Genomic DNA, 7283 nt, shown 5'->3' on the forward strand with positions numbered 1-7283 from the left:
CCTGCCATACCCGAGGTCCGTCTCCATGCCCCCACAACACGCCGACCCCACAGGCGATTTGACGGATCGTGTCACACGCTAACTACGCGGCATTGCTGCACCAACCCTTGAGTTCGGCAAGGAAAGTCGGTGCTGGCACGTACAGTCCCTGCGACGTTATGAGGCAAGCACACTGGGTGGTCACATTGGTGTCCAGACGACCGGTCGATCCGGAGGAGGCGCAGCAGTTGATGCTGCGCAACGGCTGCAGGCCGAAGACTGCCTTCACCAGGGCGAAGGAAGCGTGGCCCAGCACGTGCGAGAGGTGCGAAGCAGACATCGACCCGACATACGACAGCATCGCCTCGAAGGCGAGGAAACACGGCGACGCACCGCGTGGCTGCGGTAACTGCGCCGACCGCGCACGGGCACAGAAGCACCGGCCGGACCAGGCGGAATTGGCGAAGACGATCGCCAAGTTCCAACTCAGCAGATCGTCAAAGGCACCCGCGAAGGCCTCGACGCCGCCCGCGCCCGAGGCCGCGTCGGCGGCCGTCCTCGCGCCCTGACCTCCGAACAGATCACCGACGCCCGCATCCTGCTCGGCGCCGGACAAACCCGAACCGCCGTCGCCGCCAAGCCGCGCGTCTCCCGATGGACACTCAGCCGCGCCCTCGACACCACGTCCCGCTGACGCCCGCCACCGGTTCAACGCCAAGCGCTGGGACGCCGGCTCCGGCACGTACGACATGGGCTTCCGCGACTACGACCCGGGGTTGAACCGCTTCACCACCCGGGACATGTACAACGGCGCACTCGCCGACATGGGGCTCGGAACCGACCCGTACACCGCAAACCGGTATGCCTTCACCGGCGGCAATCCCATCAACCGCGTTGAGATCGACGGGCACGACTCCTGGTTCACCGACGTTCTCGAAAAGGGCGAAGAGACGGTCGCCAAGGCGGCCACCGCGGCGGCCGAGAGCCAGGCCAGTCGGAGCATTTGGGATACGGCGAAGACTGCAGGCAAGCGGAATCTGGTGGGCGCGGCAATCAGCACGGTCATAGATATCTGGAACGGAGACGACCCGCTCCACGCCCTCGCATGTTCCGCTGGATGCAGACAGATGAAAACCCGCTCCTTGACGGATCGCATCAGGTGCAGTTCCCAGCCGAGAGAAGAGCCCGCTCATGAACGGGAACGCTACAGGGGCGACAGCCCTTATGTGTCCCAGCGACCTCAAGCCTCCGAACTCGCGCAGCACAGAAGATGTGTTCACTCCGCAGGGGTTCCCCGTCGGTGAGCAGGACGCACAAGGAAATCCCCTCTTCAATCGGTCTCACATTAGCGGAGACAGATTCAACGGGGCAAGCATTCCGGACAACATCTTCACGGGTTACCGGCGCTTCAATGTGAGCGGAATGAAGACGTGTGAGAACAGGATGGCGGAAGCCCTCGCCACGGAACCTGTCACCTATGGTGCAGTTCTGGAGTACGGGGGTCTGTAAAGCGAGCGGTGTAACTGGGCTTGGTGCGGCTAGAGTTGGCCAGCGGTGAGGCGGCCGTCGAAGGCCAGGTCGAAGGCGTTCATGGCGCCCTTCCAGCGCATGGTCCAGCGTTTGCGGCCGGCGCCGGTCGGGTCGAGGCTCATGACGGCCATGTACACATTTGAGGGCGGCCTGCTCTGTGGGGAAGTGCCCGCGGGAGCGGACGGCCTTGCGGATGCGGGCGTTGACGCTTTCGATGCTGTTGGTCGTGCACACAATGCGGCGTATTTCTGCATCAAACTGAAGGAAAGGCGTGAACTCCGCCCAGGCGTTCTCCCAGAGGCGGACGATCGCCGGGTACTTCTTGCCCCAGGTCTCGGCGAATTCCAGGAACCGTGTCGTGGCCGCGTCCTCGGTCGGCGCGGTGTAGACGGGCTTGAGCGCCTTGGCGATCTTGTCCCAGTCCTGCCGGGCCGCGTAACGGAATGACGCCCGCAAGAGGTGAAGCACGCGCGTTTGCACAACAGTTCGCGGCCAGACCTCTCACGAAGTCCGGGGCGGCCGGGCGCTTTCCCTGCCTGGTCAGACCCCTGCGATGCCTCACCACGCGGGCGACGAGGCCGAGTTCGGCCATCAGTTTCGCGATGGTGTTCACCGAGATCCGCCAGCCCTTGCGGACCAGCAGGATGAAGATCTTCGGTGATCCGCAGGTGCCGCCGGAATCCGTGAAGATCTTCCTGACCTCTTCTTCGAGTTGCTGTCTGCGCAGCTCACGACGGGTGGGCGGCTTGTCCCGCCACTTGTAAAACCACGACTCGCTGACCCGCAGCACCCGGCAGGCCGTTCGGTGCGGGATGCCGTGCTCGGTCCTCTGGTCACCGATGAACGCGGCCAGCTCGGGCGGCTACTTCACCCAGAGGACCATGCATCGCTTGAGGACATCGCGCTCCATCTCAAGCTCCTTGATCCGCTTCAGCTTCTCGGCGTCCTGCCTGCGCAAACGCTGCAGTTCCTCACGCTCGGACTCGCTCATCCCGCCCGACTTCGCGCCCTCGGACGCCTTCCTGGCTCTGCTCACCCACGTCCCCAAAGTCCCCTCGCCGACGCCCAGATCCCTCGCGACCTGCGCGACCGGTTTCCCCGTCTCCATCACGATCCGGACCGCACCCTCACGGAACTCCGGCTCGAACTTCCGACGCTGCTCTGCCATGACCCAACTTCCCCAGCAGTCACAGTCTTCACGCTACGAGGGGAGGGACAGACGGAGGCTGGCCGCCGGTCGGGGTCAGGGGATCTAGTGCGCGAGTTTGCGCGTGGGGTAGTGCGGTAACACGCCACCGAAGACAGCGCACATCATCACCGAAAGGCTGGCGGTGTAGCCCGCACACAGTTCAAGGGATTTTTCCGTTGTGAATTCAACCTCGCCTGGAGAGGTCCTCGAGATGTGCAGTCGCAGTGCACGACATAAAATGAGTGTTGCACATGAGCTACTCGGCGAAATAAATGAGGGACGAGCAATCCTCCCAGTGACGCCATTTCAGTTGCGTTAGGTGAGGTACATCGCTGCAGCTGTTCCGTTCCCGTGCAGCTGACGTCTCGTCACTGGTCGTTGACCAAAGGACATTCTGCTGCAGGATTCCAGGAGTGCACCGATTCCCTTCGTCGGCGGATGCGCGCCACCGAAGGGCGTGCGCCGCCGAAAGGGTAGAGGAGGAAATTTGACACCTCTGACTCGGATTCCGCTGGAGGGTGGGGGCTACATCCTGGTCGAGGAGACGGGGGCTGCGTTGGAAGGGCCGGTGAAGGCCGGACGCATCAGCGATGCCATCCACGAGCTGCCGGTGACTTTGCAAGGTGCTCTGGAACCGGTCACAGAGGCGGCGCGCGTCACACTCGATCAATTGCGCAAGGCGTGCCCTGACGAAGTCGCGGTTGAGTTCGGTGTTGACCTCGCGGTCGAGGCCGGGGCTGTGATCACCAAGAGCCAAGCCAGTTGCCATCTGAAGGTGACCCTGTCGTGGACGATGGGCAACGCCGGTCAGGCTCACGGAGGCGAGAGTCGAGGCTAACCCGTGGAGAGCCATGAGATGCCGGGTGACGGCATCGCGCCGGACCTGGCGGCTGCTGTGGCACAGGTCCTGGGACCGGACGGGAAAGTGGCCGGGGCGGGTTACCTGGTGGCCGAGGGCGTCCTGGTCACCTGTGCACATGTCATCCAGGATGCAGGAGGTGGACCGGGGTCGAGAGTGCATGTGGCCTTCCCGCACGTGGAGGGGGCGCCCCGGGCCGAGGGAGTCGTCTCGGAGGACTTGTGGCGTGCCCCGGAGGGCGGGGACGTGGCTGTCGTCCGGCTCAGCGGTATGTCGGCGGGTGTGAGGGTGTTGCCGTTGGGTTCCGCGGCGGGGTGCCGGGGGCATCGGGTGCGTTCGTTTGGGTTTCCCGTTCAGGCGCCGCGGGAGGGGCACTTCGGTTTCGGTGAGGCTGGCGATGTGCTGCCGGCCTCTGGGGGGCGGGGCGCACTTCTGCAGTTGACTTCCGCCAATGACATGACGATCGGGTTCAGTGGCGGGCCAGTCCTTGATGAGATGACCGGCCTGGTCATCGGCATGCTGACTGAGATCACCGCCCCCGATGCGTACAAACGGGGGCAGGGGATCGCCTATGTCACTCCTGCACAGATGCTGCGGGAGATCGTGCCGGAACTGGTCTTGCAGGACGTCTGCCCCTACCAGGGACTGGAGGCGTTCACTGCGGAGTCAGCGCGGTGGTTCGAAGGCCGCAAAGACGCGGAGCGGCAGGTCGTTGCCAATCTGTCCCGGCAGCGGCGGCTGACGCTGCTACTGGGGCCTTCCGGCTCGGGCAAGTCGTCCTTGATCCAGGCCGGTGTGCTGCGTGCGCTGGCGGCGGGTGCCCTGCCGGGCAGTGACCGATGGCTGCCCTGCCTTGCCCGGCCAAGGCAGAATCTGTTGGCCGAGATCGAGCGCGCCGGACTGCCCGGGGCGGCCACGGACGGGATTGCCAAAGCGGTCAGCCGCAAACTCGCAGCCAACCCTGGCTGTCAGCGCGTCCTGCTGGTCGTCGACCAGTTCGAAGAGCTTTTCACCCAGCCTGCCAACGGCCGGCAGCACAGCCGCCGGGCCGCCATGGACAAGATCACTGCAGTGGCCGGCTCCGACGCCGAGCTCAGCGTGATCCTGGTGATGCGCGACGACTTCTACCCTCAGCTGGCCGCTCTGGTCCCCAAGCTGCTGGACGTCGCGATGCCAGGACTGCTCAATGTGCCGGGCACCCTGAGCCACCAGGACCTGCACGACATCATCACCCTGCCCGCCCAGGACGTGGGGCTCCACTTCCAGCCAGGGCTCCCGGAGCAGATCATCACCGACGTCCTCGCCATCAGCCCCGAAGCGGCCACGTCCCGCCAAGCGCCCGTCACCGTGCTGCCCTTGCTGGAGCTGACGCTCAGCCAGCTGTGGCTTCGGCGGCACGATGGGTACCTCACCCACGGGGCCTACCGACGCATCGGCGCGGTCAGCGGAAGCCTGACCACCTGGTGCGACAGCGCCCTCAATGACCTGTCCCCCGAGCAACGGCGCATCGCCCGGCGGGTTCTGACGTCCCTCGTGCACCCCGGTGACTCCAGTCGGAATATTCCCGCCGTGCGTGCGCAGGTCCCCCTCCACGAACTACGTGACCTGGCCGCTGACGCCGGCGGAGCACCAGAGGGTGACCGAGCCGTCGACGAGGTCATCGCAACCCTCACGCGTCACCGCATCATCACCACCCAGACACTCCGCGCCTCTCAAGGCGGTGCCGATGCTCCCACGGGGGAGCCGGTGGCCGAGCTGGTACATGACGCCCTCATCCGTGACTGGGGCGCACTGCGCGAGTGGGTCAGACAGGACCACCGTTTCCAGGACTGGCTGGACAACACCCGTGAACGGCGGGCCCGCTGGGCTGCAACATCCGACCCAGGAGACCTACTCGGCGGAAGTGCACTCGCGGAGGGCTTGGAATGGTCACGGCAGCGCCGGCTGCCGGGCGACATCGCAGCCTTTCTCGCTGCCAGCAAGCAGCGCCAACAGACCGTTATCCGGCGTGGTAGGCGCCTCACCACCATCCTTGCCTCCCTGCTGGTAATCGCACTCGTCGCTGCAGGGGGTGCCCTGTGGCAATGGCGGACGGCCGACGCCGAACGACGAGCCAGCCAATCCCGGCAGCTCGCTGCGGAATCAAACACGCTCTTCGATAAAAACCCTGACCTGGCATCTCTGCTGGCAATCCAGGCATACCGTACGAGTCATACCCCCGAAGCACTTGCGAGTTTGCGGACCGCCGCGACGCTTTCTCTTCCGCTGCACCGGCGTCTGATCGTCCACGCGCGTGAGGTGTATTCGGTGGCGTTCAGCCCCGACGGTCACACGCTCGCCACCGGCAGCATTGACCACACCACACGGCTGCGGGACGTAGCCACCGGTAAAACCCACACCATCCTCACCGGCCACAAAGGCCCTGTGTGGTCAGTGGCGTTCAGCCCCGACGGACGCACCCTCGCCACCGCCAGCGAAGACGGAACGGTACGGCTGTGGGACGTAGCCACCGGCAAGTCCCGCGCCGTCCTCACCGGCCACCACCACTGGGTGAGCTGGGTCGCATTCAGCCCCGACGGGCGCACCCTCGCCACCGCCAGCAAGGACCACACGGCCCGGTTGTGGGACGTAGCCACCGGCAAGACCCGCACCATCCTCACCGGCCACCACGACTGGGTGTACTCGGTGGCGTTCAGCCCCGACGGACGGACCCTCGCCACCGCCAGCAAGGACCACACGGCCCGGTTGTGGGACGTAGCCACCGGCAAGACCCGCACCATCCTCACCGGCCACACGGACGCGGTCTGGGCCGTCAAGTTCAGCCCCGACGGACGCACCCTCGCCACCGCCAGCGACGACAAGACCGTCCGGTTGTGGGACGTAGCCACCGGCAAAACCCGCACCATCCTCACCGGCCACACGGATCAGGCGTGGGCGGTGGCTTTCAGCCCGAACGGACGCACCCTCGCTACTGCCAGCGCCGACGAGACCGTCCGGTTGTGGGACGTGGCCACGGGTAAGACTCGCACCATACTCGCAGGCCACACGGGCGCCGTAGAAGCCGTGGCGTTCAGCCCGGATGGACGCACCCTCGCCACCGCCAGCGACGACAAAACCGTGCGCCTCTGGGACCTGGCTACTCCCGCCTCTAAGACTCGCACCGCCCTAAACGGCCACACAGGTCCGGTCGGGTCGGTGGCGTTCAGCCCCGACGGACACACCCTCGCCACCGCCAGCGACGACAAGACCGTCCGGTTGTGGGACATGGCCACGGGCAAGACCCGCACCACACTCACTGGCCACACGGGCGCGGTTTGGGCCGTCAAGTTCAGCCCCGACGGACGCACCCTCGCCACCGCCAGCGACGACAGAACGGTACGGCTATGGGACGTAGCCACCGGCAAAACCCGCACCATCCTCACCGGCCACACCGACGCAGTGACCTCGGTGGCGTTCAGCCCCGACGGACACACCCTCGCCACCAGCGGTAACGACGAGACGGTACGGCTATGGGACATCGCCGCCGGCCGCCTCCGCAAGACACTTGTTGTCAACCAGGGTGCAGGCTTCTCGGCGAACTCGGTGGCGTTCAGCCCCGACGGACACACCCTCGCCACCGGCATGGGCAACAACACCGTCCACCTGCAGGACGTAGCCACGGGGAAGGTCCGTGCCATCCTCGCCGGCCACACCGACGCAGTGACCTCCGTGGCGTTCAGCCCCACG

6 protein-coding genes and 2 pseudogenes are annotated in these 7283 nt (G+C 65.7%); 5 read left to right on the forward strand and 3 right to left on the reverse strand.

Going from position 1 to position 7283, the window contains the following annotated elements; all coding sequences use genetic code 11:
- Nucleotides 1-577 precede the first annotated feature (577 nt).
- The 3 genes from AB0D27_RS42780 to AB0D27_RS42790 are packed head-to-tail and all read left to right on the forward strand — an operon-like array spanning nt 578 to nt 1488.
- The gene (locus AB0D27_RS42780; protein WP_362520404.1) at nt 578-673 is read left to right on the forward strand and encodes a hypothetical protein; all 96 of its coding nucleotides are present in this window, start codon (nt 578-580) and stop codon (nt 671-673) included.
- A gap of 55 nt (nt 674-728) precedes the next feature.
- Nucleotides 729-1283, forward strand: coding sequence for a hypothetical protein (locus AB0D27_RS42785; RefSeq protein ID WP_362520381.1), 555 nt, complete (start codon nt 729-731; stop codon nt 1281-1283).
- The gene (locus AB0D27_RS42790; protein WP_362520384.1) at nt 1204-1488 is read left to right on the forward strand and encodes a DNA/RNA non-specific endonuclease; all 285 of its coding nucleotides are present in this window, start codon (nt 1204-1206) and stop codon (nt 1486-1488) included. The genes AB0D27_RS42785 and AB0D27_RS42790 overlap by 80 nt, the downstream gene beginning before the upstream one ends.
- 29 nt (nt 1489-1517) lie before the next feature.
- On the opposite strand, the pseudogene AB0D27_RS42795 reads toward AB0D27_RS42790, so the two are convergent.
- The 3 genes and pseudogenes from AB0D27_RS42795 to AB0D27_RS42805 all read right to left on the reverse strand — a co-directional run.
- A pseudogene (locus tag AB0D27_RS42795) lies at nt 1518-2007 on the reverse strand (transposase); the annotation flags it as partial.
- Nucleotides 2008-2071: 64 nt separating this feature from the next.
- Nucleotides 2072-2299 (reverse strand): annotated as a pseudogene (locus tag AB0D27_RS42800) (transposase); the annotation flags it as partial.
- 72 nt (nt 2300-2371) lie between these two features.
- Nucleotides 2372-2677 (reverse strand): transposase, encoded by a 306-nt coding sequence (locus AB0D27_RS42805; RefSeq protein WP_362520386.1) that lies wholly within the window; start codon nt 2675-2677, stop codon nt 2372-2374.
- A gap of 508 nt (nt 2678-3185) precedes the next feature.
- On the opposite strand from AB0D27_RS42805, the gene AB0D27_RS42810 reads away from it, so the two are divergent.
- A complete protein-coding gene (locus AB0D27_RS42810) occupies nt 3186-3536 on the forward strand; it encodes a CU044_2847 family protein (protein ID WP_362520388.1) in 351 nt (116 codons plus the stop codon).
- Between the two features lie 18 nt (nt 3537-3554).
- Nucleotides 3555-7283, forward strand: a 3729-nt coding sequence (locus AB0D27_RS42815) for a trypsin-like peptidase domain-containing protein (protein WP_362520406.1), incomplete at its 3' end; no start/stop codon positions are given.

The sequence above is a fragment of the Streptomyces sp. NPDC048415 genome (genome assembly GCF_040651675.1).
GTDB lineage: Bacteria > Actinomycetota > Actinomycetes > Streptomycetales > Streptomycetaceae > Streptomyces.